Here is a 26,353-nt window from a genome sequence, read left to right as displayed (position 1 = left end):
CCAGCCAGAATCGTGATCTTCATTGCATTAAATGCGTCATTTTTCATCCATCACAATAAGCATGATGAATATCACAAAAAAATTCACTTTGTCTTTTACACTGCACGCCATCCTATTTACACAATTATTTTTGTTAATTAAAAACCCTGCCTTTTGCGTATTCTTAAATACGCAATGGGGTAGTTCTCTTGTTATCTTTTCTCATATTTGCAGAAGGGTTATCACTATGAGTTCAATACCACGCCGAGGTATATTAGGCATTGCCTTACTCTGTTCCGGACTCAGCGCTTCGCTGTACGCTGCCGAACCGTATACGCTGGATGCGAAAGATCTGACCTTCAGTCGCCAGCAGATCGCGGCAAAAGATCCGCTCTTTATGCAGGCCGAAAGCGCGTTGCTAAAAAAAGCCGACCTTGCGCTGAAGCACCCGCTGTTTTCGGTGATGGATAAAACACTGGTGGCGGCCAGCGGCAACAAGCACGATTACTACAGTTTCCCGCCCTACTGGTGGCCGAATCCAGACACCAAAGACGGCCTGCCGTACATCCGTAAAGATGGGCAAACCAATCCCGATGCCAACAGCGATGCGACTGATAAAAACCGTCTGGTGAAGATGAGTAACGATGTCTCCACGCTGGCGCTGGCCTGGTATTTCTCACAGGACGACCGCTATGCGCAAAAAGCGGCGCAGCAGATTAAAACCTGGTTCCTCGACCCGAAAACCCGTATGACGCCCAATCTTCAGTATGCTCAGGCGATCCCCGGCATCAATACCGGTCGCGGCATCGGGATTATCGACAGCCGGGCGCTGGTTGATGTGGTTGACGCTATTGCCATTCTGCAATCCTCCGGTGCGCTCAGCGACAAAGACGTGGGCGAGTTGAAGCAGTGGTTTGGCGATTTTTATCGCTGGATGACCACCAGCCAGAATGGCTTTGAAGAAGAAAACTGGCATAACAACCACGGCACCTACTTTGATATGCAGGCCGCCACTTTCGCACTGTTCAGCGGAAAAGCCGAGGAAGCCAAAAAACGGTTGTACGTGACCCAGCTGCGGCGTATCGCCGGGCAGTTTGACGTGGAAGGCCGCCAGATGGCCGAGCTGGAACGCACCCGCCCGTGGCACTACAGCAACTTCAATCTCGATGCCTATAGCCGTCTTGGCCGCCTGGGAGAAAAGGCCGGCGTCGATATCTGGAACTTTACCCTCGACGATCACAGCCTGCGCAAGGGTTATCAATACATTGCCGGGTTTATCAATAGCGATACCCCATGGCCGTGGAAAGATCTCGACAAAATGGATGATAAAAAAGCGCTGCGCAACATGGCAACCGCCGCGCATGCCTGGCCGGAAGATGCGTTGTTCCGCGAGAAAGCCCAGTGGCTGCGGGCAAAATATCCTGATGACATCACCACGCTCATCGCCCCTCTAAACGTGCCAACAGAGGTCAGGGATAACCGATAATGAAACAATTTTCTGGGCTATGGCCCGATATTGCCAGACGTGCAGCCGGCAATAGCGGCCTGATTGAACGGCTCATCAAGGATGCACAACCGGCGCTGAACGCCGAGGTGCGTATTCCGCAAAGCGGAATTGCCACCTGGAATCTGTACTATTTTTGCCCGCATCATGGGGTGCGGCTTATCTGGCAGCCGGACTCACCGCACCGCCATTGTTGCCCTGTCGATGGTGAAGCCTTCAGCGGCGAGCCGTGGAACGGCGCGTGGTGGCGAGAAATGAACGGGCGTAACGCCAGCGCCTGTCAGCAACTCGGGCTGCTGTGGCAGCTCACCGGCGAGTCAGCGTACCGCGATAAAGTGCGCACGCTGCTGATGGGCTACGCTGACGTGTATCCCGGCTACGAGATACACGGCGGTATTCCCCACAACGGTCCGGGAAAGATGAACGCCCAGACCCTGTGTGAAGCCAACTGTATTCTGGATATGGCGCTGGGTTACGATTTTATTCAGCACAGCCTGACCGACGTCGAGCGGGAACATATCTGCCGCAACCTGCTGCGCTGCGCGGCGACGTTTTTACAGGCGCATCGTAGCCCGCAAATTCATAACCACGAGGTGAAAATCAGCGCCGCGCTGGGCGTGCTGGGCTTTGTGCTGGAAGATGAAGATCTACTGGAGTTCGCTGTCAACGCCCCCTATGGGCTGCGCTGGCAGCTGGAGCACGGCCTGCTGGCGGAAGGGCTGTGGTTCGAAGGCTCGGTACACTATCACTACTATGCATTACAGGGCTTTTTCGCCTTTGAAAAACTGGCGCGGAACACCCGCTGGAGTCTGCTCGACGGCCCGTGGTACCCGCAAATGCTCAGCTTACCGCTCTCGCTGCTGCTGCCGGATGGCACCTTCCCGCGGCTCAACGACTGCATCGCGGGGCAGGAGAAACTGCACCACCGGGATCTCTACGAATTCGCCTGGTTTATCTGGCGCGATCCGCAGTACGCGGCCGTTTTGCACTTCACCCAGGCGCAGCCGGACGAGAGGGAAACCCTGCTATGGCGTGACTGCCCGTTGCCGGAAACCACGCCGGACCCGATCCCTCAGCAGTCGCTGTTTGCGCCGGGCGCGGGCCTGACGCTCTGGCGTCGGCCGCAGCAACAGCAGGCGGTGCTGATTAAACACAGCCCGTGGGGCGGCGAGCATGACCATTATGACAGGCTCAGCCTGATACTGTGGCAGCGTGACGGCTGGCTACTGCCGGATCTCGGCACTACCGGCTACGGCGCCAAAATGCATTACGACTATTACAAGAACAGCGCCACCCATAACACCCTGACGGTTAATCAGACCAATCAACCTCCCGCCAATGCGGCGGTGCTGGGCTGGCACATGGGCGACGATTATCTGTGGCTGGATACGGAAGTGGATTGGGGACAAGAACCGCCGCAGCTTAACACCCATACCCGCGTCGAGTGGGACGTCGAGGCCTGGCGCGAAGTGCGTTTTCGCCGCCGCCTGCTGTGGCTGGACGACGTGCTGATCGACCTCTCCATGGTCGATAACCCACACCGCCAGCAGCTTGACTGGACGCTGCACCTGGCCGCACGGGCGCTCGATCAAAGCGGTACGCCGATGCCCTTCTCGCTCAGCGGCCCGCTGCGGCACATGGCAGAGTCAACCATGACGCCGTTGCATGGCTGTCAGCCGCGCCATTTTGCCCGCGAAGGCGATACCGTGGCGCTATGGCTGGCCGGTGACGGCGAACTGTGGCAGGGGCTGGCGCCGGATAACCCGGCGGTACGCGACCTCAGCTATCTGGTGATGCGCAACCATCTGCCGCAGGCGCGATTTGTCTGTCTGTGGGATCTGGCCACGCAATCGCCGCTTACCGAGGTCAACGTGCACCATACGGCAATCGGCACGCAGCTCTCATTCTGGCGCGGTGAACGTGTCGCCCACGTCACCCTGTACGATGACCCGGCTTTGCCGCCGGATATTCTTTTCTGACCCACCGCCTTCCGGCAACGGAAGGCGCGCTTACCGCTTCTCGACGGTTATCATGCTGACGAAAGGATAGTACTGCCAGGGAATCGAGCCGCCCTGTTGGTACATTTTAGAAATGGTGCCGTCGAGGTAGAGCATCTGCCTCACGTTGAGGCGCGACTGTGCATAACAGGCAAAATCGTAGAAATTGGTTTCCCGCTCGCTCAGCATAAACACCACCTTACCCTCCGAGGTGATGCCGACGCCGTTGCGCAGCTTACGCGAACTGGCCGATGGCTTCAGGCGCCAGTTAATCACGCCGTTTTCGATCAGCATCGGCCCGGACTGGACCGCATAGTCCATTCCTTTGGTGGATTTCAGCTCATTGAGGCTGACGATCCCCGCCTGCTGCCCGCGTAGATAAAACACGCCGCCGGGTTTAATAAAAAAATTCCCGCCGCCGGAGGCGCGGTTCACGGCCACCTTCTGCTGGCCTTTTTCGATATACAGACCCAGCGGCACATGGGCTTTATCGTAAATGCCGCCGTTCATCGCCATCTGCACCCGACCCTCGTCGTTTATGGCGTTCAACAGCCCGCGTAGCGAATCGTAGGCTTTGCCGTTAGGTTGGCGCCAGTACATGGCAATGCGTTCGTGCTGGGCATCGACGGTGTAACTTTGTAGCGTGAGCTGGGGGTCTGTGAGTTGGCACGCATCCTGCGCGACTGCCGCCAGCGGCGCTATCGCCAGCAACAGGGGTATCATCCGAAAGGTCATCGTTTACTCGTCTTCATCCTCAAAACGGGCGACAATACGTTCGCCGGTATGCGTCGCGCGCAGCTCGTCAGCCACCAGCGCAATGGCCTGGCCGCTCGCCATTCCCTGCGACATCAGCTCCTGAATACGCTCGACGGCTTTCTGCTGCTGCTCATGGCTCAGTGAAGGTAATCCTGCAAACATCATTTACTCCTGCTACATTGTGAGCGCTTATTATTTCATGCTGCCCGATTATTAGCCATAGGCAGCGCAGACCCGGCTGGACTGAATAACGATGTTACACCCTTCAATCATGACGCTTCCCTGGCGACAGGACGCGGCAGAATTCTACTTCGCCCCGCTCAGCGCCTCTCCGTGGGCAATAATGCTGCACTCCGGCTACGCCGAGCACCCGCACAGCCGCTACGATATCGTGGTCGCCGAACCGCGTACCACGCTGCTCACCCACGGCGATATCACCACGGTTAGCACACAAGACGACACGATGACATCAACGGACGATCCGTTAGCTCTGCTACAGCAAGCGCTCGATAACAGCGGTTTTTCCCGCCAGCCGCTGGCTGATATACCGTTTACCGGCGGCGCCGTGGGGCTTTTTGGCTACGATCTGGGACGGCGTTTTGAGAGGCTGCCCACGCGGGCGCAGCACGATATTGCGCTGCCGGACATGGCGATAGGAATTTATGACTGGGCGCTGATCGTCGACCACCAGCGTCAGGTCATCACCTTGCTAAGCTATGGCGACGTGGAAGCTCGTCTGGCATGGCTACAGCAGCAGGTTGCGCCGCCGTCAGCCCCCTTCACCCTCACCTCGGCGTGGCGGTCCAATATGAGCCGCCAGCAGTACGGCGAAAAATTCCGTCAGGTGCAGGCCTACCTGCGCAGCGGCGACTGCTATCAGGTGAATCTGGCGCAACGTTTTCAGGCCACCTATCAGGGCGATGAATGGTCGGCGTTTGTCCGGCTGAACCGCGCCAACCGCGCGCCGTTCAGCGCGTTTCTACGCCTGGCTGACGGCGCGATTCTGAGCCTGTCTCCGGAACGTTTTATCCAGCTTCAACAGCAACAGATCCAGACTCGCCCGATCAAAGGCACGCTGCCACGGCTGGAAGATCCGCAGACAGATGCTGCGCAGGCGTTGAAGCTGGCCAACTCGCCGAAAGATCGGGCAGAAAACCTGATGATTGTCGACCTGATGCGCAACGACATTGGCCGCGTAGCATCGCCCGGCAGCGTGCGGGTGCCGGAACTGTTTGTGGTGGAGCCATTCCCGGCGGTGCATCATCTGGTGAGCACCATTACCGCAGAACTCCCCGCGGCGCTTCACGCCAGCGATTTACTGAGAGCCGCGTTTCCCGGTGGATCCATCACCGGTGCGCCGAAAGTCCGCGCCATGGAGATTATCGACGAGCTGGAACCGCATCGGCGCAACGCTTGGTGCGGCAGCATCGGCTACCTCAGCGCCTGTGGCAATATGGATACCAGCATCACCATTCGCACCGTCACGGCGACCAACGGCACGCTGTACTGTTCGGCGGGCGGGGGGCTGGTGGCCGATAGCAATGAAGATGCGGAATATCAGGAAACATTTGATAAAGTTAATCGTATCTTACATCAACTGGAGTCCTGAGCATGGCAGACCGTTCGTTGGATCTGGACGATTTTCTCTCCCGCTTTCAGCTACTTCGCCCACAGCCAACCCGCTCGGCGCTCAACGCCCGCCAGGCGGCGGTACTGATACCCATCGTCCGCCGCCCGCAACCCGGGCTGCTACTCACGCAGCGTTCCGCACGTTTGCGCAAACACCCCGGCCAGGTGGCCTTTCCCGGCGGCGCGGTGGACAGCAGCGACGCCTCGCTGATTGCCGCCGCCCTGCGTGAAGCCCAGGAAGAGGTGGCGATACCGCCCGAATGTGTGGATATCATCGGCGTGCTGCCGCCGGTTGATAGCGTCACCGGCTTTCAGGTCACGCCGGTCGTCGGCGTGATCCCGCCGAATCTGCATTATCACGCCAGTGAAGACGAAGTGGCGTCGGTGTTTGAAATGCCGCTGGCCGAAGCGCTGCGTCTGGGGCGCTACCATCCTCTCGACATCCACCGCCGCGGTAATTCGCATCGCGTCTGGCTCTCCTGGTATCAGCACTATTTTGTCTGGGGCATGACCGCTGGCATCATTCGTGAGCTGGCGCTACAAGTGGGCCTGAAGCCCTGACTATACTCTTCATGACCGCCGGTTTTCAGTATTAGTAAAATCACGGCTATTCATTAGTTAAATTCATGTGAATAGTTAAGCTGAACGCCGGCTTCCCTCATACACTATGCGCAGTGATTACATCGTTGCCGCAACGGCGCGGCAACCCTGTCAGGAGTGTTAAAGTGATTAGTATATTCGACATGTTCAAGGTGGGGATTGGCCCCTCATCTTCCCATACTGTAGGGCCGATGAAGGCTGGCAAACAGTTCGTCGATGACCTGGTCGAAAAGGGACTGATTGATGACGTGACGCGCGTTGCCGTCGACGTCTACGGTTCCCTTTCCCTCACCGGTAAGGGCCACCATACCGATATCGCCATTATTATGGGGCTGGCGGGTAACCAGCCGGATACCGTGGATATTGATGCGATCCCCGCGTTTATTCGCGACGTCGAAACCCGCGGGCGTCTGCTGCTGGCCAATGGCCGCGTCGAGGTCGATTTCCCGGCGGACGACGGCATGCGTTTTCGCAGCGAGAACCTGTCGCTGCACGAGAACGCCATGCAGATCCACGCGTGGGCGGGCGATACGCTGGTCTACAGCAAAACCTATTACTCTATCGGCGGCGGCTTTATCGTTGATGAAGAACACTTCGGCAAAGAAGCCAGCAACGCGGTAACCGTCCCCTACCCGTTTGCCTCCGCCACCGAAATGCTCGGCTACTGCAAAGAGACCGGCCTGTCGCTGTCCGGCATGGTGATGCAGAACGAGCTGGCGCTGCACAGCAAACAAGAGATTGAAGACTACTTTGCTAACGTCTGGCAGACCATGCGCGCCTGTATCGACCGCGGCATGAATACCGAAGGCATTCTGCCCGGGCCGCTGCGCGTGCCGCGTCGCGCGTCCGCCCTGCGTCGTATGCTGGTGTCCAGCGACAAGCTCTCTCACGACCCGATGAACGTCGTGGACTGGGTGAACATGTTCGCGCTGGCGGTCAACGAAGAAAACGCTGCCGGCGGCCGCGTAGTGACCGCGCCAACCAACGGCGCCTGCGGCATCGTCCCGGCCGTGCTGGCCTATTACGATCACTTTATCGAGCCGGTCACCCCGGATATCTACATCCGCTACTTCCTGGCCTCCGGAGCGATTGGCGCACTGTATAAAATGAACGCCTCGATTTCCGGTGCGGAAGTCGGCTGTCAGGGTGAAGTAGGTGTCGCCTGCTCGATGGCGGCGGCGGGCCTTGCCGAGTTGCTGGGCGCCAGCCCGGAACAGGTTTGCGTAGCAGCGGAAATTGGTATGGAGCACAATCTGGGGCTGACCTGTGATCCGGTTGCCGGTCAGGTGCAGGTACCGTGTATCGAACGTAACGCCATCGCATCGGTGAAAGCCATCAACGCCGCGCGCATGGCCATGCGTCGTACCAGTGAACCGCGCGTGTCGCTCGATAAGGTTATCGAGACGATGTACGAAACCGGTAAAGATATGAACGCGAAATACCGCGAAACCTCCCGCGGCGGCCTGGCCATTAAAGTACAGTGTGACTAATCATACTTTTCACCCCCCCAATACGGGTGGGTGAATTATTCCCTTCTTTTCCCTCACAATGTTCGCTTGCCACTACACTTGCCTTTACAGCACTGGTATTTTCAATATCACTCTATCCGCACTGAGCATCGGACATGCAAACAGCACAATGGATTATCAGGAAGTATCTCCGTAAGCGAATCGCTGTTTGTGTGATTATCGCGGTGGGTGCCTTTGCGCTTACCCTGGGGACGCGATTTATTTCGCAGAGTAGCGTAAATCAGCAACAGATCGATGCGCTGACATCCCATTCCGTCGAGCGCCTGAATAAAATATTACGGCCGGTGGAAACGCAGCGTCAGGCAATGCTGGCGCTGGTTGGCCAACCCTGTATGGCCATCCATCTTCCGTTGCGCAAACTGGCGGTTACCCTACAAACGGTACGCTCAATTGCACTCATAAAATCGGGCCAGCTGTACTGTTCCAGCGCGCTCGGCGCGCGCGATGTGGCCGTCCATTCCCTGCAACCGCAGTTGCCGACCAGCCAGCCGCTGCTTGCGCTGGCCACCGATCATTCCCTGCTGAAGGGAACGCCGATACTGATTCAATGGTATCCGGCGTCTGCCGACGGGCAGGACGGTGTACTGGTGTCGATTAACATTGATCTCATCAGCAATATTATTCTTGAACCCTCCCCACCACTGATTAACCACATCAGTCTCAACGTCGGTGGGCACCATTTTCAGCATGAAGCCGGTATTACCGACGCGCTGGTCAGCGATGGTGACATCGTCTATACCCGTGCCTCGACGGCGTTTCCTTTTAGCATCACCGCCCACAGTCCCGACGTCGAGCAATTGGCCTTGCGCAATCTGGTCTCCGAGCTGCCGCTGGCTATCATTATGAGCGTGCTGTTTACCTGGATTGCCTGGCTGGCCACCGCCGGGCGGCTCAGCTTTTCGCGGGAAATAAATATGGGGATCGCAGGCAAGGAGTTCAGTCTGTACTGTCAACCGCAGATGGATGCCCGCATGCAGCGTTGTGTCGGCGTCGAGATCCTGCTGCGGTGGCACAATCCCAGAGTCGGCTGGGTAGAACCGGACGTTTTTATCCCTATTGCGGAAACGCAAAACCTGATTATTCCACTCACTCGCTATGTGATTAGCGAAACGGCGCAAAAACTGCATCTTTTCCCTAAAGACAGCGAATTCCAGATAGGCATTAACGTTGCCGCTCCCCACTTCAAGAACGGTCGTCTGCTGAAGGATCTACATCAACACTGGTTTAGCCGTCAGCCCATTCAGCAGTTAACGGTCGAACTAACCGAGCGCGATGCTCTGCACGATGTGAACTACGAAGTGCGCAGCGACCTGGGGAATCACCAGATCAAGCTGGCGATCGATGACTTTGGTACCGGCAACAGTTCCCTATCCTGGCTCGAGATGCTGCATCCCGACGTACTGAAGATTGATAAATCCTTCACCAGCGCCATTGGCACCGATGCGGTGAATTCAACGGTCACGGACATCATTATCGCGCTGGGGCAACGGCTGAACATCGAACTGATTGCGGAGGGCGTGGAGACCCGCGAGCAGGCGCAGTATTTGCAGCGTCACGGCGTCCACTTGTTGCAGGGATATCTGTTTTCAGCGCCGATGCCGCTGGCGGATTTTCCGCAGTGGCTGGCCGAGCAGGAAAGCAGAAAAAACTAGCCCGGCGTCAACGTTGACGCCGGGCTACCGGGTATTACTCTTCTTCGTCGTGCGCGGAAACCAGCTTCACGACGCGCACCTGATCGACGCGATAGCTATTGGCTTCGGTCACGGTGATTTGCAAGGACGGCAGTTCAACCGTCTCCCCTACCGCCGGAATCTGACCGTTTACCGCAATCACCAGCCCCGCGACGGTCGCGTAGTCGTTATCTTCATCGACCAAATTATCGAGATCCAGGGTCTGCTGTAATGCATGCAGGTCCGTGGTGCCTTTCACCAACCAACCTTCACCATCGGCCACGATTTCCGGCGTTTCATCGGCATCCGGGAACTCACCGGCAATGGCTTCCAGCACGTCAAGCGGCGTCACCAGCCCCTGAACCACACCAAACTCGTTGGTCACGATGACGAAACTCCCGCGCGCCCGGCGCAGTACGCCCAGCAGGTTAATCGGGTCGAGAGTATCCGGCACGATAATCGCCGGGGTCGCCGCGGCAATAGCCAACACGTCTTCGCCCGCTTCCAGCGCTACCAGCAGCTCTTTGGCGCGGACAATACCCACAATTTCATCCAGCTCACCGCGGCATACCGGGAAGAGGCTATGCGGCGATGACAGCAGCTGTTCGCGAATTTCATCCACGCTCAGATCGGCGTCAACCCAGCTAATTTCACCGCGCGGCGTCATGATGCTGCGCAGCGAGCGCGAGGCCAGGGTCAGCACGCCGTTAATCATGTAGCGTTCTTCTTCGACAAATGCCCCTTCCGGCACCGGCACGTTCGGTTGGTGTCCTTCTTCCTGAGCGGCGCTCACCGGCTTGCGATTCCCCATCAGGCGCAGAATGGCATCGGCAGTACGCGCACGCAGCGGCAGCGTCGATTGATGACGGATAAAGTTCCGGCGCGCAATCTGGTTAAACAGCTCAATGATGATCGAGAAGCCAATCGCTGCGTACAGGTAGCCTTTCGGAATATGGAAACCGAAACCTTCCGCGACCAGGCTCAGGCCGATCATCAGCAGGAAGCTCAGACAGAGCACCACCACCGTCGGATGCTGGTTGACGAAGTTCGTCAGCGGTTTTGACGCCAGTAACATCACGCCCATAGCAATCACCACCGCGGCCATCATGACCGGCAGATGGTTCACCATTCCGACCGCCGTAATCACCGCATCCAGCGAGAACACGGCATCGAGCACCACAATCTGCATGACCACGACCCAGAAGCTGGAATAGCCTTTGCCGTGGCCCGAATCGTGCTGACGGTTTTCCAGACGCTCGTGCAGCTCCGTGGTCGCTTTAAACAGCAGGAACAGGCCACCCACCAGCATAATCAGGTCTCGCCCGGAGAAGGTCTGTCCCCATACGCTGAACAGCGGCGCGGTCAGGGTCACCATCCACGAAATCACGGAAAGCAGCCCCAAACGCATGACCAGCGCCAGCGACAGACCGATAAGACGGGCTTTATCTCGTTGTTTAGGCGGTAGTTTATCGGCAAGAATCGCGATAAAGACCAGGTTATCAATGCCGAGAACGATTTCCAGAACGACAAGCGTCAACAATCCGGCCCAAATTGACGGGTCCATTAACAGTTCCATAAACCACTCCAACGAGAGACGTGACGAGTCATCGCTATGTCATGTTTAAGCGAGACGATACCGGATGATAGAAAAGCGTGGCGCGAGGGGCCAGGAAGTGTGCCGCAAGAGCGGTTAATTGCGAAAAGGCGTCGGTGACGATCCATACTACGGGCTGATGCCCTATACTCCTGTGTGATTAAACGGATATACAACATAGCAAAAACAAATGACATTTTGGCAGAGATTTACGAGTCTTTGCAAAATGTAAGGTAATTTTTTGCAGCCTGAAATAATTGTCGGCCTTTAACTAAATTACGGATCTTCATCACATTAATTATTCTTTCACTGTCTAAAATAATTCTCGGTAATTATTGGTTTATCTCTCTAACCCTTGTCTGAATCGATTCGGTAACGACATCGGCTCAAAATGTATCAGGTCTACTGATGCACACGATAATAAAAGGAGGTAGCAAGTGACGATTGCTATTGTTATAGGCACACATGGTTGGGCAGCAGAACAACTGCTGAAAACGGCAGAGATGCTGTTGGGTGAGCAGGAGAATGTTGGCTGGATCGATTTCGTGCCTGGCGAGAATGCAGAAACGTTAATCGAAAAATACAACGCGCAGCTGGCAAAGCTTGATACCAGCAAAGGCGTGTTGTTCCTGGTCGACACCTGGGGCGGTAGCCCGTTCAACGCGGCAAGCCGTATCGTTGTCGATAAAGAAAACTATGAAGTGATTGCCGGCGTCAACGTCCCGATGCTGGTCGAAACCTTCATGGCCCGTGACGACAACCCGAGCTTCGACGAACTGGTTGCTCTGGCCGTTGAAACCGGTAGCGAAGGCGTGAAAGCGCTGAAAGCAAAACCGGTTGAAAAAGCCGCTCCGGTCGCGGCCCCTGCCGCACCGAAAGCCGCTGCGCCAGCGAAACCAATGGGCCCGAACGATTACATGGTGATCGGTCTGGCGCGTATCGATGACCGTCTGATTCACGGCCAGGTTGCGACCCGTTGGACCAAAGAGACGAACGTGACCCGCATTATTGTCGTCAGCGATGAAGTCGCTGCTGATACCGTGCGTAAAACGCTGCTCACTCAGGTTGCACCTCCTGGCGTAACGGCACACGTTGTCGATGTCGCCAAAATGATCCGCGTCTACAACAACCCGAAATATGCGGGCGAACGCGTTATGCTGCTGTTCACTAACCCGACAGAAGTGGAACGTGTTGTAGAAGGCGGTGTGAAAATCACCAGCGTCAATATCGGCGGGATGGCTTTCCGTCAAGGTAAAACCCAGGTGAATAACGCCATTTCCGTTGATGAGAAAGATATCGAAGCGTTTAAGAAACTGAACGCACGCGGTATCGAGCTGGAAGCCCGTAAGGTCTCCACCGATCAGAAACTGAAAATGATGGATCTGATTGCCAAAGCGGAAAAATAACCGTTCTGGCCCGTTTTTTAGCTTTCACACTTAAGTCTGTATAAGCAATAGGAGAAGTACAATGGAGATTACCACTCTTCAGATTGTGCTGGTGTTCATCGTCGCATGTATCGCGGGTATGGAGTCGGTACTTGATGAATTTCAGTTCCACCGTCCGCTGGTGGCCTGTACGCTGATCGGTGCCGTTCTCGGGGACATGAAAACCGGTATTATCATCGGTGGTACCCTTGAAATGATCGCACTGGGTTGGATGAACATCGGTGCGGCAGTAGCACCGGATGCTGCCCTGGCCTCAATTATCTCTACCGTTCTGGTTATCGCCGGTCACCAAAGCATCGGCGCGGGTATCGCGCTGGCGATTCCGCTGGCCGCAGCAGGCCAGGTTCTGACCATCATCGTTCGTACTATCACCGTGGCTTTCCAGCACGCGGCGGATAAAGCGGCGGAAAACGGTAACCTGACCGCGCTCTCGTGGCTGCACGTCTCTTCCCTGTTCCTGCAGGCAATGCGTATCGCGATTCCGGCGGTTATCGTCGCTGTTTCTGTCGGTACCAGCGAAGTTCAGGGCATGCTGAACGCGATTCCGGAAGTGGTAACCAGCGGTCTGAACATCGCCGGTGGTATGATCGTCGTAGTAGGTTATGCGATGGTTATCAACATGATGCGCGCAGGCTACCTGATGCCGTTCTTCTACCTCGGTTTCGTCACCGCGGCATTTACTAACTTCAACCTGGTTGCTCTGGGTGTGATTGGCGCAGTCATGGCCATCCTCTACATCCAGCTGAGCCCGAAATATAACCGCGTAGCCGGTGCCCCAGCTCAGGCAGCTGGCAATAACGATCTCGACAACGAACTGGACTAACAGGTGAGCGAAATGGTTGATATGACTAAAACTACCACCGAGAAAAAACTCACTCCGAGTGACATTCGTGGCGTGTTCATTCGTTCTAACCTGTTTCAGGGTTCATGGAACTTCGAACGTATGCAGGCGCTGGGCTTCTGCTTCTCCATGGTTCCGGCGATCAAACGCCTGTACCCAGAGAACAACGATGCGCGTAAACAGGCTATTAAGCGTCACCTGGAATTCTTTAACACCCATCCGTACGTAGCCGCTCCAGTACTGGGCGTTACGCTGGCGATGGAAGAACAGCGCGCTAACGGCGCAGAGATTGACGATGGTGCCATCAACGGTATCAAAGTGGGTCTGATGGGTCCGCTGGCAGGCGTGGGTGACCCGATCTTCTGGGGTACCGTTCGCCCGGTATTCGCTGCACTGGGTGCAGGTATCGCGATGAGCGGCAGCCTGCTGGGTCCTTTGCTGTTCTTTATCCTGTTTAACGCAGTCCGTCTGCTGACCCGTTACTACGGTGTCGCCTACGGCTACCGTAAAGGTATCGATATCGTTAAGGATATGGGCGGCGGCTTCCTGCAGAAACTGACTGAGGGGGCATCCATCCTCGGCCTGTTTGTCATGGGGGCGTTAGTGAATAAGTGGACGCATGTGAACATCCCGCTGGTGGTATCAACCATCACCGGTCAGGATGGTCAGACTCGCGTCACCACCGTGCAGACTATCCTCGACCAGCTGATGCCGGGTCTGGTACCGCTGCTGTTGACCTTCGCCTGTATGTGGCTGCTGCGTAAGAAAGTTAACGCCCTGTGGATTATCGTTGGCTTCTTCGTCATCGGTATCGTGGGCTACGCAATCGGCCTGCTGGGTCTGTAATATCTGCTGTACGCCGGGGGCCTGTGCCCCCGGTTTTTTTTATCTGGAGGCTTAATGACAATAACGGATCTGATACTGGTTCTTTTCATTCTCGCGCTGCTGGCATTCGCCATTTACGACCAGTTCATTATGCCCCGCCGTCATGGCGTTACCCTGCTCTCGGTTCCCCTGCTGCGTCCTGGACGCGTAGACAGCGTTATCTTCGTGGTGCTGATTGTCATTCTGGTTTATAACAACGTCACCCATCACGGCGAAATTATCACCACGTGGTTATTATGCACGCTGGCGCTGATGGGCTTTTATCTCTTCTGGATCCGTAGCCCGAAGATTATTTTCAAAACAGAAGGCTTCTTCTTCGCCAATGCGTGGATTAAATACAGCCGAATCCAGAAAATGAATTTATCCGAGGATGGCGTGCTGGTGATGCAATTAGAGCAGCGCCGTCTTCTTGTTCGGGTCAAAAATATTGATGATCTGGAAAAGATCTACAACCTTCTCATTAGTAATCAATAAGTTAAAATATAGCCATCGCTATAACTGCATTATTTTCACACAGCAGAGTTATAGCGTTGGCTATGTTTATTCCCAAAAACCCTGCCCTATTTATTAACCTTTTGATTACGCAATAAATCTAAATGAAAATCGTTATCATCAAAAGACGAAATATACAATACCAAGAGTTGTTTTATATTCTAAAAATATGTTAAGGTTGCGCCCGTCGTTGGGGAGTAGCTGATTTCCACTAGCTGGAAATGTACGTGTCAACATACTCGTTGCAAAACGTGGTGCGTACGGATTACATCAGTAGTCAAGCGAGACCATAGACGCATTTTCTGCTGATTACTGGGGGCAGAAATGTGTCGTATGGAAACTTCCCGGTCTGGACACGCTGATGAATTTAACCGCCACTATCCTCCTTGCCTTAGGTATGTCGATGGATGCATTCGCCGCATCAATCGGTAAAGGCGCCACCCTGCATAAACCCAAATTCTCTGAAGCGCTGCGTACCGGTCTGATCTTTGGCGTGATCGAAATGCTTACCCCGCTGATCGGCTGGGGTTTGGGCATGCTGGCCAGCCAGTTCGTGATGGAATGGAGCCACTGGGTAGCATTTATTCTGCTGGTATTTCTCGGCGGGCGTATGATTATCGAGGGCGTGCGCGGTAATGACGACGACGAAGAAAAAGAAGCGCCGCGTCGCCATGGCTTCTGGCTGTTGGTCACAACGGCGATTGCCACCAGCCTTGATGCGATGGCCGTCGGCGTTGGGCTGGCATTCCTGAAGGTCAATATTCTGACCACCGCGTTTGCCATCGGCTGCGCCACTTTTATGATGTCAACGCTGGGTATGATGGTTGGCCGCTTTATCGGCCCGCTGCTTGGCAAACGGGCCGAAATTCTGGGCGGGGTCGTGCTTATCGCCATCGGCGCGCAGATCCTCTACGCGCACTACATGGGCTAATCTGCCTCGCGGCGCCAGGCGTGAATCGCAAAATCCGTCTGGCAGCCAAACTGCGTCTGCTGCTGCAACGTCTCCCACACTTCCGGTTTCGCCCGCCACGCAAATGGCGTCATCTGCAATAGCGTCACCGCTTCACTACCGGTCAACTGCATTGGGTACGCCAGCGCGTCGTGGCTCTCGAGCGTAAACCCCTCAATCACTTCCGAATGCGGCGCATGCAGCTGTACTTCGTTGTAGATAAGCCCCTTTAGCTCCACGAGATGACGTGGCCCCGGCGTCACCGTAATCACCCACCCGCCAGGTCTCACGACCCGCTTAAGCTCGGACGGATTGCAGGGCGCATAAATGCGGATCACCGCATCCATACTGCTATCAGCAAAAGGCAGGCGCTGGCTGGAGGCGACGCAAAAATTCACCTGCGGATAGCGCTTAGCGCCAAATCGGACCGCCGTTTTTGACACATCCAGCCCCCAGGTTTCCTGCGTCAGCGCGGCAAACGCATGGGTGTAATACCCTTCCCCACAGCCAATATCCAGCAGCTGTTGCGGATTAATGGCTTCCAGCTTGTCGCTCACCGCATCGCGCAGCGGTTGATAGTGCCCGGCATCCAGAAAGGCGCGGCGAGCCTGCATCATCTCCGCGCTATCGCCCGGATCGCGCGACCGTTTGTGCTGCACCGGCAGGAGGTTAACGTAGCCCTCTTTCGCCCGATCAAACTGATGACGCTGTGGGCAAAGGTAACTATTGCCGCTGCGCGTGAGCGGCGCGTGGCAGAGCGGACAACTGTAGGACATAACAACTCCGGCGAGATAACAAAGGGCGAAAGTGTACCGCTATTCTGGCACGGGCGGAAGGCGACGCGAGGGTTTAAAGCGGATAGAGATAAAAATGATAAAGCCCCGCAAACGCGAGGCTTTATGTCTGATAATGTTGCGCTTGCGCGCCGCAAGATCAGTGGGTATCGAATCAGATAGCGGTTACGTTAACAGCCGCTGGGCCTTTCTGGCCGTCCTGAATTTCGAACTCAACGTTCTGACCTTCAGCCAGAGTTTTGAAGCCGTTACCCTGGATTGCAGAGAAATGTACGAATACATCTTTGCTGCCGTCAGCCGGAGTAATGAAGCCAAAACCTTTAGACTCGTTGAACCACTTAACTTGACCTTTAATCTTTGCCATTTGCAAAATTCCTTAGAGTGTTTTCTGCGCCCGCAGGCGTTTTCATAGATAAAACTGAGACATGACTGCATGAGGCACTAATATAAGGTTCGGCAGAGAAGCGGTATTCAACGTCAACGTGTTTACTCAGAACTTCTTTACTGATAATGCCATACATAAACAGAACTGTACCTCGTTTAACCCAAAACGTGTTATCACATACAACGTAAATAATGGCAAGCCATTTTTAAACGTGACTCGATCGGCCGCACAAATCCCAACAAATCATTTGCTCAAGGGCACATTTATGCCTAAGAGAACGCGCTGCCGGGGGGCTATCCGCATGCCGTAAACGTGACCTAGAGTACGGTAACGTAAGACATTTTTAACATAGACCAACTTTTTTCCTACGTCCAGAATGCCGTTACGATGACCAAAAAATTTATATCTTTAGATTAATTTCGCTATAACGTTTTCACCTGTCATTTTGATGGCCGGTTATAAGTCCATTCTTACCACATGATGCGCTTCAAAGATGTTCGGATAATTGCTCGCGTTATTTTGCACCAAAATAATGATCGTTTTGTGACATTGCCTCATAACAACGCAATAAAAACGTTTCGCTATTACGGAGTGGATTATGCAACGTTGATTCGCCTGGTTATTAAGCACCACTACAACATTATTACGGGTGATAAAATTGCGAGTAGAAATAATACACATCAATGAGTCATGAATAACAATAACATACTGTTATGTCATCAGCCGGGATGGAAGATTGACGCTGGCGCTGGCTGATGTTTGCGCAATACCATGACGAACGTACGCAATGAGATAAGACTGGCAGAGAAGAAACGGATATGCACCAGGGCAGTGCATGAGCATTCAGTCCGGCAGCCCATCGCAGGCTGCACGGAGTCATCACCTAAAGTTATTATCGTTCGGCAACCAGGCGAATAAAATCGTCTTTGTCGTCTTCTTTTACGTTTACCGCCTGCGGCGTCTCTTCTTCCTTTTTCTCTGGCTCATTGGCTTCGCATAAACGACGCAGCAGCGCATTTTGACGCTTTTGCTGATCGAGCAGCGATTCAAGGAGTTCGATTTGCTCGTTAGCGCGAGAACTGGCGCGATTCACAAAGAACCACAGAACCAGACCGACTAACAGTAGCAGGAAGGATAACGCCAGAGATGCCAGATTTAATGCCCCAGAACTTACAAGATCACTCATTTCACCACCTCAAAAGGAACGATCTATTCTACCACTCACATCACGGAAGGAAATGCTGCCGGCAAAAATGTTTTACCAGGGTATAAACCGGTTAATGCTACAAACGCCGCTGAAAAACTGAACGTCCTGATCGCACATCACGTTGATCATTTGTGTCCAGAGCAGCAGGCAGGCAGCAATCACGAGTATCAGTAATACCCACCGAAACTTTTTCACTCCACTCTCCGCATGAATTCTTATTCAGATATAACCAGGTTAGCATGCTAACCTTAAACCGCGGCTAACTGTAATGGCATCTCGTGCTTTTAGGAATCATAGACTTGTGTCAATCCGTAATCGCGTTACGGTAGTATTCATGAGAGAAATAATAGAAGAGGAATTATTATGCGCCTGTTAATCAGGATCATCGTTTGCCTGGTCATCATTGCGATAGGAGTACTGTTGAGCGGATATGGCGTACTGGCGGGAAGCCAGAAGACCGCGGGCGGTCTGGGGCTTCAATGTAAGTATTTGACGGCTCAAGGGTTCAGCACCGCATTTTATCTGCACGGTGATAACGGCGTGGTCGGGCGACCAAGTTGCCCGTTGCTGCGCAAAACAGCCAGCGTCGTCGACGAAGGTTAACAACAGACAAAAAAAAGCCCGGTGCATTACCTAATGCCGATCGTTTAAGGATCGATTGACCGATCCGGTGGCTGGTGTAAAAAGGGTTCATGTTCATCATGGACCCTTTTTAAATGGAACTTTCGCAAGCCCTCGGTATTATCAATGTCACCTCACCAGAGCACGCCCGTAGTCTCTCCGATCTCATTCCCACTGAGTTCATTCAGAAGGCGTTAACGCTGACAGATACGGTCACGCTTCGCAAACGCAAACTTCCTCTTGAATCGATGATCTGGCTTGTCGTTGGCATGTCCATTTTCTGCAATCGCCCCATGACCGAAATCGTGAATCTGATGGATATCACCGACAGAACCGGTGAGCCTTTCACCGCCCGAAGCTCGGTCATTCAGCGCCGAAAAACGCTCGGGGAAGATGCCGTGCGGGAGTTGTTCGACATTACGCAGCAGCACTGGAACCAGCAGGCTGCTCATCCGAAATGGCACGGCCTGAATCTGTTTGCCGTGGACGGTGTTGTCTGGCGTACGGCAGATACTCCGGAAAACAGCAAGGCCTTCAGCAGACCTGCCGGACGAAATGGCATCGGTGGCTATCCGCAGGTTCGGATGGTCTGCCTGATGGAGCTGAGCAGTCATCTGATCAGTGCCAGCGCCTTTGACAGCGAGAACGTCAGCGAAATGCGACTGGCAGCGCAGCTGGCAGAGAAAACGCCAGATGAGAGCATCACTCTGTTTGATAAAGGGTTTTACTCGCTGGGACTACTTCATCACTGGCAAACGTCCGGAGAAAAACGGCACTGGCTGCTGCCGCTGAAAAAGCACACACAATATGAAGTCGTGCGTAGGCTGGGACGTGGTGATGAGCTTGTTGAACTGACAACCAGCCCACTGGCCCGGAAACAGTGGCCCACACTCCCCGAGCGTTTAACCGCCAGGCTGCTGACCCGAACGGTTGATGGCAAAGAAAGGCAGGTTCTGACATCCCTGACAGACCAGAATCGTTATCCTGGTAATGATATCAGTGAGTTATATCGTCACAGATGGGAAATTGAACTGGGTTATCGGGAAGCGAAGCAGGGGATGCTGGACAGTCGCTGGACGCTACGCAGCAAGTTGCCAGAGCTGGTGCGACAGGAGTTGTGGGGTGTGCTGCTGACTTACAACCTGGTGAGGTATCAGATGGTGAGGATGGCGTTCGAACTGAAAGGAGATTATCTGCCTTATCAGCTGAGCTTTAGCGGCTCAATAAGTGAAATAACCCGGCTGCTGATAACGTTGCCATGGGCTTCACCGGGTAAGATGCCGGGTGAGTTAAGGACGTTATATGAAAAAGCAAAATGGCTGGTCTTACCGGGAAGAAGAGAGCGAAGTTACCCTCGGGAATTAAGAGTGAAAGCCCAGAAATACCCACTGAGAAAAAATGCTGACCACCTTAAGTGATCAGCATTAGGTGCATTACCGGGCTTTTTTATTTCGCGATCAGAACGGGTAGTCGTTATAGCCCATCTGCTCGGAAATTTTACGCGCAGCGGTATGCAGCATCTCCACATACTCATGCAGGCGCTCTTCAGAGAAACGCAGCGTAGGGAAAGAGATACTCAAACCGGCGATCACCACGCCAAAACGGTCAAAGACCGGCACGCCGATACAGCGCAACCCTTCTTCCTGCTCTTCGTTATCCTCGCCATAACCCTGCTTACGCACCTGTTCCAGCACGGTGATCAGCTCATCGGTGTTGGCAATCGTGCGCTCGGTGCTGCACTTATACTCAACGCCTTCGAGGATCTGGCGAACTTCAGCGGTATCACGCCAGGCCAACAGAACCTTACCAATAGCCGTACTGTACAGCGGGTTACGACGCCCTACGCGGGAGTACATACGCAGGTTATACATGGAGTCAATTTTATGGATGTAGACAATGCTGTCTTCATCAAGCGCACCCAGGTGAATGGTCTCTTTCGTCAGACGAGAGAGTTCACGCATCTGTATGTCCGCGCTGCGGATCAGATCGACGTTTTGCAACGCCCGAGCGCCCAGCTCAAAAAGCTTCAGGGTCAACGAATACTTTTCAGATTCCCCTTCCTGGGCAACATAACCCAAAGACTTCATGGTTTGCAAAAAGCGATAAACGGTGCTTTTCGACATCATGACGCGCTGCGAAAGTTCAGTAATGCCAATTTCGCGTTCTTCGCCAAGCGCCTGCAGGATACCAAATACCTTTAGTACCGAAGAGACAGAATCTGGCTGCTTGTCCAAATCTGCTGCTGACATTTATCACCTCATCGCAACTGTTTTATAAATATTAGAACCGGTTTTTATTATAATTTCGCAAAGCCTCCGTAGCAATGAAACTTCTGTGACCTGGTTACAAATCTTAGACATTCAATTGATTAATCAATGCTAGAATCATTCTCTGGTTAATAATTTCCTCAAAAACAACTTTCCACATGACTAGAAACATGATTGATGGCCTGCCGCTGCCACAACGGTACGGGGCCATTTTGACGATTGTGATCGGCATTACGATGGCCGTTCTCGACGGCGCGATCGCCAACGTTGCATTACCGACTATCGCCAGCGATCTGAATGCGTCACCGGCAGCATCTATTTGGATCGTGAATGCTTATCAGATTGCGATTGTGATCTCCCTGCTTTCTCTCTCTTTCCTTGGCGACATGATTGGCTATCACCGCATCTATAAAGCGGGACTGGTGGTCTTTACCCTCGCTTCACTGTTCTGCGCCTTCTCAAACTCGCTGGAGATGCTGACCCTGGCGCGCATTCTCCAGGGCTTCGGCGGAGCGGCATTGATGAGCGTGAATACAGCGCTGATTCGTCTTATTTACCCACAACGCCAGCTCGGACGCGGCATGGGCATCAACTCCTTTGTCGTGGCCGTCTCCTCGGCGGCCGGCCCGACTATCGCGGCGGCCATTCTTTCGTTGGCGACCTGGCAGTGGCTCTTTTTTATCAACGTGCCGCTGGGCGTTATCGCCTGGCTGCTGGCCGTACGTTTCCTGCCATCGAACGGCACGCGCAGCCAGTCAACGCGCTTCGATCTACCGAGCGCAGTAATGAATGCCCTGACCTTCGGTCTGCTTATCACAGCGCTGAGCAGCTTTGCTCAAGGAGAGTCTATTAAGCTGGTGCTGGCCGAAGTGGCTGCGCTGCTGGTCATTGGTTTCTTCTTCGTCCGACGTCAGCTACGCCTGCCGGTACCGCTGCTGCCGGTTGATCTGCTGCGTATTCCGCTGTTTTCGTTATCCATTTGCACCTCCATCTGCTCGTTTTGCGCGCAAATGCTGGCCATGGTTTCACTGCCGTTCTTCCTGCAGACGATGGTTGGCCGTAGCGAAGTTGAAACCGGTCTTCTGCTGACGCCATGGCCGCTGGCAACGATGGTGATGGCGCCGCTTGCAGGCTATCTGATTGAGCGCGTTCACGCCGGTCTACTCGGCGCGCTGGGAATGGGGATAATGGCCTGCGGACTGTTTGCCATGGCGATGCTGCCCGCCTCACCGAGCGATCTGGATATTATCTGGCGAATGCTGCTGTGCGGTGCTGGCTTTGGCCTGTTCCAGTCCCCTAATAACCATACGATTATTGCCTCCGCCCCCCGCAACCGCAGCGGCGGTGCCAGCGGTATGCTCGGCACGGCGCGCCTTCTCGGACAGAGCACCGGCGCGGCATTGGTGGCGCTGATGTTTAATGTCTTCGGCAATGGCGGCACCCACTTGTCTCTACTGCTGGCAGGCACGCTTGCCGTCGTCGCCACGCTATTTAGCGGCCTGCGGGTAACACAGCCGCGCGCGCGCAGTTAAGCACGCTCGCCCGATGATAGCCACCGGTTGTCTAACGCGTGGCTATCATCGGGCAAGTCCAACAGCTTGTTTTTGAAAATAAACAGGCAAGCCTCATTAAAATTCTCCACGCCAAGACGTTCGGACAGCTCGGTTCGTTGGCGATAAAGCCCTCTTACCGACGTATTCAACATCTCGGCCGCTTCTTCCATTGTCATCCCCTTCATAAGCAGATGTAGCATCAGCCGCTCATCGTCGCTGAGCACAAGGTTTTCCAGCCAGGCTGAGGTTAAGCGGCGGCTTTTCATGTTCAACAGCAGCGTAAATAATGCCGTAATATCCGTCGGCTCAAGCAGGTTGCGTAAAAACAACTTCATGTTCAGCATTTCAGCTTCACGATAACGCATATCCAGCAAGATACAGGAGACCGGTTTTTTCGAGCGCGAGGCATCATGTATCAGGTAGTCATAACAATGGAGCGGTGAACGACTATCGATCAATACAGAATATTCGTCGGCACTGCCATCAAATACCTTATGATCAATCGAATCTAGCTGGATAATATCCGGAAACAACAGTTCAATGCCTCTGACGAGGTAGCTGTCTTGCGTTACTAAAAGTATAGATGTTGCCACAAATCATCCCTTATACATTAAAGCAGGAACATCCTTTCAGGAGAAAAGACAACCTCCATTGCATGGCTTATTATAATGGTGACAAACTTTTCTGATTTGATTACCTCTCTGCCCGTCATATCAAGACTCTGCAACAGGCAGGATGACAATGACTATTCGTGATTATAATTAAAAAACAACCACAGAAAAGATCCTGTTTTAGAGATTAAGAGTTTTTGTCATAAAACATCCTAAATATTGTCTGTTTACCCGTCATTTCACGACATAACCCACCGAACGCCAAAACCATCACATAACCACATGAAATACAACAAAATAGATCATTATCAATAATTTAAAATTAAATCCAATGAATCAAAAAACCCTAATTTTGCAGTTATCTACAGATAATTCCTAAAACATAGCGGCCATTTTCGGTATATTTATCAGCAAACCTATCCGGTGTATATTAGCGTTCATTCGGCCCCATCTGAGGAAATGCTTTATTACCTAAAGGTAAGTTAGACACGTCAAAAGAACAATCTGGTTAGCGCAATTATTACCTTTTCCTGAATCAGGATTGAAAGGCGGCCACTTTTTGTCACGGACACTGGATACAGTTATGGTAAATAGATATGGATAGCTCATCCCACCACAATAAAGCACGCTATTATCGCAACTCGAAATTATCGTTTTCATTTAGCCTGATATTACTGATTCCGGGTCTGGCATATGGTTCTCAATCCATATATGAACAACAGATTCAGCAAGCCCATAGCGGTAATTACTCCCCGTTTCTTATCTATGTTGAACGCTATCAGCAGCATAACGCCTTAAATGCCGGACAGGTTGCGGACTGGCTACAGGTGGCATTGTGGGCGGGACGCGATCGCGAGGTTATTCAGATTTGGCAACGCTATCAGGTGTATATGCCAATTCCGGCGCGAGGGGTCGCCGCCGCCGCACAGTCCGCGCGAAATCTACAGCAGTGGCAAACTGCACTATCGCTTTGGCAACAGGCGCTCATGCTGGCGCCTGATGATGATGACTATCGTATCGGTTACATTAAAACACTGGCTGATGCACGTCAGAACTCAGCGGCGTTGAGAGAGGCGCAGCGCCTACTTACTGAGCGACAAACCCCTGAGCATCTGCAAACGCTCGCCTATGTGTATCAACGACAGGGGAAAGACTGGGATCGGTTACTAACCGATACCCTCATGCTCGCCGAATATCCACACGATAGCGCGATGCTCAACGAATGGGTTGCGGCCCTGAGCAGCAACCGGGTTGATACGCCAGCGCAAGCACACGCATCGGCGGCATCGCTCACGGTCGCCGAATCCCGGCAGGTGGATCTCAACGCGGCGGCAGAAATCGTGCGCCTTGCTGACCTACCGACCCGAACGGAACAAGAACGCTTTTTTCTGGCTCAGCAGGCACTCAGCCGCTACGACGTGTTGTTAACGCAATGGAAAGACGCTCCCGATGCACAGCAGGAGGTGATGCGTGCCCGTCTCGACCGACTGGGTGCCTTCTATGCCAACGCCGACTATTCGGCGGCGATTCGTGAATACCAGATGCTACTCGCCGCAAAGCAAACCGTGCCCGACTGGGCTATCGGCTGGGTGATTTCAGCCTATCTGGAGCAGGAAAACGTCACCGCCGCCCAGACGCTCCTCGCCGAACACCCGGGCTATATACCGGACGCTGATGATGACCAGAACGAATTATTTTTCGCCCTGCTGGATACAGGCCAGTACCAAGCCGCCAGGCAATACGTTGCCCGGATAATGCAGAATACGCGCTGGGCCCGGTACGATGACGGCGACCCCATTGCCCAGCCTAACGATCGCTGGCTGACCGGACAATCACTCTACGTTCAATACCTCACGCAGAGTAACGCGTTGCCACAAGCGCAGGCGCTCTCTCGCCAGTTATCCGATTCCGCGCCGGGCAATCAAGGCCTGCAAATCGACTACGCCAACGTGCTTCAGGCTCGCGGCCAGCCCAGAGCGGCGGAACGGAAGCTCAAAATGGCGGAGGCGCTGGAACCTTCAAATATCGAACTGGAAAGCCAGCAGGCCTACGTTGCGATGGATCTACATGAATGGCATCAGTTGGATCTACTGACTGACGATATCATCGCCCGCAGGCCAAAGGATCGGAGTTCGCAGAAACTGGCCAGACTGCGTGATATTCAGCATTTTTCCGAGCTACGCGTTAATGCCGGCAAGGGGCTGTATTCCGACAACCCCATCAGCGGTTCGCACGACCTCTCCTGGGATGCCACGCTCTACTCTCCCCCGCAGGCAGACAACTGGCGTGTATTTGCCGGCACCCGCTTTGCACAGAGCCATTTTGATGAAGGTAGTGGCTCCGCACGCCGTCTCTTTGGCGGTCTGGAGTGGCGACCGCGTGATTTCTGGGGCGAGGCCGAGCTGTCAAGCAACCACTATCACGGTACCAGCAAGCCCGGCGCACGCATCGCCGCAAAATATCAGCCTGTCGATAGCTGGCAGTTTGGCGGCGAACTTGAGCGAATCTCACGCACCACGCCCTTACGGGCGCTGCGCAATGGTATCAGCGCCAACCGCGCAGAAGCTTCCATGCATTGGTATCAGAATGAACGGCGCGACTACCGTCTTAGCGCCGCTGCCAGCGATTTTTCTGACGGCAACCGCCGGCAGGAATACAGCGTGACCGGTCAGGAACGTCTGTGGCAGAGACCGTCGATGACGCTCACTCTTAACCCAGAAATCGCGGCAGGCGCCAACAGCCGCGCGGATACCCCGTATTACAACCCCGCAAGGGATCTCTCGGCATCCGCGTCATTCACCGTCGATCACCAGATGTACCGACACTACGACACGATCTGGAGCCAGCAGATCAACGCAGGCGGCGGCGTCTACTGGCAGAAACAGCGGTCCCCAGGCGCTATCACCCTCTTAGGTTACGGACAACGCGTTCAGTGGAACAACGTCCTCGATACCGGGCTGATGCTTAATTGGGATAAACGCCCTTACGACGGCAAACGCGAAAGTAACCTCGCCGTCACCTTTGATGCAACTTTACGGTTTTAAG

At 54.1% G+C, this 26,353-nt stretch carries 24 protein-coding genes and 1 pseudogene; 15 read left to right on the top strand and 10 right to left on the bottom strand.

What is annotated here, in order from left to right; all coding sequences use genetic code 11:
* Positions 1 to 226 precede the first annotated feature (226 nt).
* Positions 227 to 1,465 (top strand): alginate lyase family protein, encoded by a 1,239-nt coding sequence (locus M989_RS09860; protein ID WP_064544805.1) that lies wholly within the window; start codon positions 227 to 229, stop codon positions 1,463 to 1,465.
* On the top strand, positions 1,465 to 3,462 hold the full coding sequence (locus M989_RS09855) for a heparinase II/III domain-containing protein (RefSeq protein WP_064544803.1): 1,998 nt from the start codon (positions 1,465 to 1,467) through the stop codon (positions 3,460 to 3,462). Before M989_RS09860 ends, M989_RS09855 begins: the two co-directional genes overlap by 1 nt.
* 30 nt (positions 3,463 to 3,492) lie before the next feature.
* Here M989_RS09855 and M989_RS09850 read toward each other — a convergent pair whose 3' ends face one another.
* Positions 3,493 to 4,215, bottom strand: a complete 723-nt coding sequence (locus M989_RS09850; RefSeq protein ID WP_064544801.1) for a phosphodiester glycosidase family protein — start codon at positions 4,213 to 4,215, stop codon at positions 3,493 to 3,495.
* 3 nt (positions 4,216 to 4,218) lie between these two features.
* Complete coding sequence (locus M989_RS09845) at positions 4,219 to 4,398, bottom strand: YoaH family protein (protein ID WP_064544799.1); 180 nt, start codon at positions 4,396 to 4,398, stop codon at positions 4,219 to 4,221.
* A gap of 91 nt (positions 4,399 to 4,489) precedes the next feature.
* On the opposite strand from M989_RS09845, the gene pabB reads away from it, so the two are divergent.
* The 4 genes from pabB to M989_RS09825 all read left to right on the top strand — a co-directional run bounded on the left by pabB (position 4,490) and on the right by M989_RS09825 (position 9,646).
* Positions 4,490 to 5,845: an aminodeoxychorismate synthase component 1 gene (gene pabB, locus M989_RS09840; protein ID WP_064544797.1), complete on the top strand. Its 1,356-nt coding sequence runs from the start codon at positions 4,490 to 4,492 to the stop codon at positions 5,843 to 5,845.
* 2 nt (positions 5,846 to 5,847) lie between these two features.
* Positions 5,848 to 6,426, top strand: a complete 579-nt coding sequence (locus tag M989_RS09835) for a CoA pyrophosphatase (protein WP_064544795.1) — start codon at positions 5,848 to 5,850, stop codon at positions 6,424 to 6,426.
* Between the two features lie 164 nt (positions 6,427 to 6,590).
* Positions 6,591 to 7,955, top strand: coding sequence for an L-serine ammonia-lyase (gene sdaA, locus M989_RS09830; protein WP_064544793.1), 1,365 nt, complete (start codon positions 6,591 to 6,593; stop codon positions 7,953 to 7,955).
* A 134-nt stretch (positions 7,956 to 8,089) separates the two neighbouring features.
* Positions 8,090 to 9,646, top strand: a complete 1,557-nt coding sequence (locus M989_RS09825; protein ID WP_064544791.1) for an EAL domain-containing protein — start codon at positions 8,090 to 8,092, stop codon at positions 9,644 to 9,646.
* Between the two features lie 34 nt (positions 9,647 to 9,680).
* On the opposite strand, the gene yoaE is transcribed toward M989_RS09825, so the two are convergent.
* The gene (gene yoaE / locus M989_RS09820; RefSeq protein ID WP_064544789.1) at positions 9,681 to 11,240 is read right to left on the bottom strand and encodes a CNNM family cation transport protein YoaE; all 1,560 of its coding nucleotides are present in this window, start codon (positions 11,238 to 11,240) and stop codon (positions 9,681 to 9,683) included.
* A gap of 455 nt (positions 11,241 to 11,695) precedes the next feature.
* On the opposite strand from yoaE, the gene manX reads away from it, so the two are divergent.
* The 5 genes from manX to mntP all read left to right on the top strand — a co-directional run bounded on the left by manX (position 11,696) and on the right by mntP (position 15,852).
* Positions 11,696 to 12,664 (top strand): PTS mannose transporter subunit IIAB, encoded by a 969-nt coding sequence (gene manX / locus M989_RS09815; RefSeq protein ID WP_064544788.1) that lies wholly within the window; start codon positions 11,696 to 11,698, stop codon positions 12,662 to 12,664.
* Between the two features lie 61 nt (positions 12,665 to 12,725).
* Positions 12,726 to 13,526: a PTS mannose transporter subunit IIC gene (gene manY, locus M989_RS09810; protein WP_064544786.1), complete on the top strand. Its 801-nt coding sequence runs from the start codon at positions 12,726 to 12,728 to the stop codon at positions 13,524 to 13,526.
* A 12-nt stretch (positions 13,527 to 13,538) separates the two neighbouring features.
* Entirely contained in the window at positions 13,539 to 14,390 is an 852-nt protein-coding gene (locus M989_RS09805) for a PTS mannose transporter subunit IID (RefSeq protein ID WP_064544784.1), read from the top strand.
* Between the two features lie 54 nt (positions 14,391 to 14,444).
* A complete protein-coding gene (locus M989_RS09800; RefSeq protein ID WP_064544782.1) occupies positions 14,445 to 14,903 on the top strand; it encodes a DUF986 family protein in 459 nt (152 codons plus the stop codon).
* 379 nt (positions 14,904 to 15,282) lie between these two features.
* Complete coding sequence (mntP, locus tag M989_RS09795) at positions 15,283 to 15,852, top strand: manganese efflux pump MntP (protein ID WP_064544780.1); 570 nt, start codon at positions 15,283 to 15,285, stop codon at positions 15,850 to 15,852.
* Here mntP and rlmA read toward each other — a convergent pair.
* The 5 genes and pseudogenes from rlmA to mgrB all read right to left on the bottom strand — a co-directional run bounded on the left by rlmA (position 15,849) and on the right by mgrB (position 18,451).
* On the bottom strand, positions 15,849 to 16,646 hold the full coding sequence (gene rlmA / locus M989_RS09790; RefSeq protein WP_064544778.1) for a 23S rRNA (guanine(745)-N(1))-methyltransferase: 798 nt from the start codon (positions 16,644 to 16,646) through the stop codon (positions 15,849 to 15,851). The two genes, mntP and rlmA, sit on opposite strands and share 4 nt — an antisense overlap.
* 172 nt (positions 16,647 to 16,818) lie before the next feature.
* On the bottom strand, positions 16,819 to 17,028 hold the full coding sequence (gene cspE, locus M989_RS09785) for a transcription antiterminator/RNA stability regulator CspE (protein ID WP_001062678.1): 210 nt from the start codon (positions 17,026 to 17,028) through the stop codon (positions 16,819 to 16,821).
* 12 nt (positions 17,029 to 17,040) lie between these two features.
* Positions 17,041 to 17,185 (bottom strand): annotated as a pseudogene (locus tag M989_RS24540) (DUF2627 domain-containing protein).
* Between the two features lie 756 nt (positions 17,186 to 17,941).
* Positions 17,942 to 18,235, bottom strand: coding sequence for a YebO family protein (locus M989_RS09780; protein WP_064544776.1), 294 nt, complete (start codon positions 18,233 to 18,235; stop codon positions 17,942 to 17,944).
* A gap of 72 nt (positions 18,236 to 18,307) precedes the next feature.
* On the bottom strand, positions 18,308 to 18,451 hold the full coding sequence (mgrB, locus tag M989_RS09775) for a PhoP/PhoQ regulatory lipoprotein MgrB (RefSeq protein ID WP_064544774.1): 144 nt from the start codon (positions 18,449 to 18,451) through the stop codon (positions 18,308 to 18,310).
* Positions 18,452 to 18,619: 168 nt separating this feature from the next.
* Here mgrB and M989_RS09770 point away from each other — a divergent pair, with 168 nt between their 5' ends.
* Together M989_RS09770 and M989_RS09765 are read left to right on the top strand one after the other, a co-directional pair.
* A complete protein-coding gene (locus tag M989_RS09770) occupies positions 18,620 to 18,859 on the top strand; it encodes a YobH family protein (protein WP_064544772.1) in 240 nt (79 codons plus the stop codon).
* Positions 18,860 to 18,972: 113 nt separating this feature from the next.
* Positions 18,973 to 20,295: an IS4 family transposase gene (locus M989_RS09765; protein ID WP_064544770.1), complete on the top strand. Its 1,323-nt coding sequence runs from the start codon at positions 18,973 to 18,975 to the stop codon at positions 20,293 to 20,295.
* A gap of 39 nt (positions 20,296 to 20,334) precedes the next feature.
* Here M989_RS09765 and kdgR read toward each other — a convergent pair whose 3' ends face one another.
* On the bottom strand, positions 20,335 to 21,126 hold the full coding sequence (gene kdgR, locus M989_RS09760; RefSeq protein WP_064544768.1) for a DNA-binding transcriptional regulator KdgR: 792 nt from the start codon (positions 21,124 to 21,126) through the stop codon (positions 20,335 to 20,337).
* Between the two features lie 176 nt (positions 21,127 to 21,302).
* On the opposite strand from kdgR, the gene M989_RS09755 reads away from it, so the two are divergent.
* The gene (locus M989_RS09755; protein WP_064544766.1) at positions 21,303 to 22,676 is read left to right on the top strand and encodes an MFS transporter; all 1,374 of its coding nucleotides are present in this window, start codon (positions 21,303 to 21,305) and stop codon (positions 22,674 to 22,676) included.
* On the opposite strand, the gene M989_RS09750 is transcribed toward M989_RS09755, so the two are convergent.
* On the bottom strand, positions 22,673 to 23,290 hold the full coding sequence (locus M989_RS09750; protein ID WP_077248628.1) for a helix-turn-helix transcriptional regulator: 618 nt from the start codon (positions 23,288 to 23,290) through the stop codon (positions 22,673 to 22,675). The two genes, M989_RS09755 and M989_RS09750, sit on opposite strands and share 4 nt — an antisense overlap.
* Positions 23,291 to 23,904: 614 nt before the next feature.
* Between M989_RS09750 and pgaA the strand changes: the two genes are divergently transcribed.
* On the top strand, positions 23,905 to 26,352 hold the full coding sequence (pgaA, locus tag M989_RS09745; protein ID WP_064544764.1) for a poly-beta-1,6 N-acetyl-D-glucosamine export porin PgaA: 2,448 nt from the start codon (positions 23,905 to 23,907) through the stop codon (positions 26,350 to 26,352).
* Position 26,353: the final 1 nt, after the last annotated feature.

The sequence above is a fragment of the Kluyvera georgiana ATCC 51603 genome (genome assembly GCF_001654985.1).
GTDB classification, from domain to species: domain Bacteria; phylum Pseudomonadota; class Gammaproteobacteria; order Enterobacterales; family Enterobacteriaceae; genus Kluyvera; species Kluyvera georgiana.
The sequence above is the reverse complement of the archived record's forward strand: the minus strand, read 5'-3'. Positions and strand labels throughout refer to the sequence as shown.